This window comes from Streptomyces sp. NH27 (genome assembly GCF_056859195.1).
This window is the reverse complement of the sequence record NZ_JACEGK010000796.1, coordinates 1-2,286: the sequence shown is the minus strand read 5'-3', so window position 1 is coordinate 2,286 and position 2,286 is coordinate 1. Positions and strand designations below refer to the sequence as shown.

1 protein-coding gene and 1 pseudogene are annotated in these 2,286 nt (G+C 74.8%); one reads left to right on the top strand and one right to left on the bottom strand.

The genetic code is table 11. The features are described 5' to 3' along the window. Window positions 1–1,801, top strand: a 1,801-nt coding sequence (locus AC13HU_RS35930; protein WP_483046190.1) for an ATP-binding SpoIIE family protein phosphatase, incomplete at its 5' end; no start/stop codon positions are given. Between the two features lie 54 nt (window positions 1,802–1,855). Here the strand turns inward: AC13HU_RS35930 and AC13HU_RS35925 are convergent. Then, window positions 1,856–2,286, bottom strand: a pseudogene (locus AC13HU_RS35925) (hypothetical protein); the annotation flags it as partial.

Here is a 2,286-nt window from a genome sequence, read left to right as displayed (position 1 = left end):
GGCGGAACGTGCGACGTACTGGGGAGGTGCGCAGGGCACGTACGGCGTGGTGGACCCGGGCTTCCGGGGCTCGATGGGCCCGGCGGGCGTCGCCGAGCAGCCCCGCTTCATCTCCCGCGCCGATCGGTTCACCGGGGCGGCCGCCGAACGCGAGGAGCGGCCCGGCACGGCGTCGTGGCTGCTCGGCAGGCTGGCCGAGCTGGACGGCGTCGGCGCGTGGGCGGTGCTGCCGCTGGCCGTCGGCGACCGGCTGGTCGGGTCGTGCGTCATCGGCTGGAGCGCACCGCGCCGCTTCACCGAGGACGACAAGACCCTGCTCGGCACGGTCGGCGTCATCATCGCCCAGGCACTCGGCAACGCGCGGCTCTACGAGAGCGCGCGGCACCGCGCCGAGCGCCTCCAGCAGGAGTTGCTGCCCGGCCGCCTCCCCGACACCGTCGGCCTGCGCGCGGTCGCCCGCTACCGCACCGCCGACGGCCAGGAACTCGGCGGCGACTGGTACGACACCATCGCGCTGTCGGGCGGCCGGACGCTCGCGGTGATCGGCGACGTGATGGGCCACGGCCTGGAACAGGCGATCGCGATGGGCATCATCCGGCACGCGGCACTGACCGTCGCCGCCCTCGACATGCCGGTGGACGAGATCATGGCGCACCTCAACGACGTCGTGGTCCGGCTGGCCCCGCGCGTCGACGACCCGGTGGTGTGCGCGACCTGCCTGCTCGCGCTGTACGACCCCACCTCCGGCGCGTGCAGCATCGCCAGCGCCGGCCACGCCCCGCCGATCGCCCTGGAGCCGGGCGGGACACCGCACCGTCTCACCATTCCCAGCGGGCCGCCGCTGGGCATGGCACAGGTGCCCGCGCAGGTCACCGAGACAATCTTCGCCGAGGGCACCGTCCTGGTGCTGTACACCGACGGGCTGCTCGGCTCGCAGGCGCCGGACGCCGCGCGGCTGATCGACGCCATCGCCCGCTACGCCGGCACCGCGCCGGTGCCGATCGACGGCGAGCGCGCCGAGCACTGGCTGGCCACGATGTGCGACGCGGTGGTGGCACAGCTGCCGCCGGACCCGCGCTGCCAGGACGACGCGGTGCTGCTGGCGCTGAGCACCGGCCGGGTGCCCTCGGACCGGATGGCCACCTGGGACCTGCCGTGGTCGCCGGAGTCCGCGAGCCGGGCCCGGGAGTTGACCGCCGCGAAGCTGGCCGCGTGGCGGCTGGACGACATGGCCGACGTGGTCACCCTCATCGTCAGCGAGCTGATCGGCAACACGGTGCGGCACGCGGTCGGGCTGGTCCACGACACCGCACAGGCGGCGGACGGCGAGCCGGACGGCGGCCCCGACCTGGGCGATCTCGGTGACCTCGGCGACCTCGATCTCGACAACGGCCTCGACCTGAAGATCGGTCTCGGCCTGGACGAGAGCCCCGACGCGCAGGCCACCGGCACGCACGCCGCCGACGCGGGCGGCGGCTTCGTACGGCTGCGGCTGCTGCGCAGCGAGCACGCGCTGATCTGCGAGGTGTACGACGGCTCGCAGGCCACCCCGCGGGTACGGCACCCGCTGCTGGACGACGAGTTCGGCCGCGGGCTCCAGCTCGTCGCGATGATGGCCGGGCAGTGGGGCACCCGTTACACCGAGAGCGGGAAGTGCATCTGGGCCCGCCTGGACGCGCCGTCCCCGCCGGACGACGACCCGCCGGGCGCCGCGGCCGACGCGGACGACGGCACGGGCGCGGGGCTCGCGGAGCAGCGGACCGCGGGGCGCCGGACCGCTGGGCAGCATGCCGCCCCGTGACGGGCACCGTCCGCCGGCCGGCATCACCCGCTGACGGGACCCGTCCGGGCGTGGCTACGACGCCATGGCAGCCATGATCGCGCGGGCCGCGTCGGCGAGCGACGGGGTGAGGCGGTCGAGGTCGGGCAGCTCGGGCTGCTCGGTGTCGGGAGCGGTGCCGTAGGGAGTGGTCGTCGCCTCCAGCCGGAGCGTGATCACCGCGCCGCCGCTGCGTACTTCGAGTATTCGGGTGGGGTTGTCGAAGGTGAGGAGGTACGCCTCGTCGCCGAGGTGGGGCACGGCGCTGGTGCGGGTGCTGGTCCGCAGGTTCGACGGGTCCACCGACCGCTGCGCGTCGAACTCCGCCGCGGGGTCGGTGTGGCGGTGCAGGACGACGTCCACCTGGACGTTGTACGAGGTCGTCGAGCCCTGGCTGCGGGCGCCTTGGGCGACGAAGGTGCACTGGGCGCGGTCCAGCCGCGAGGTGTGCTCGAAGACCGCGGGCC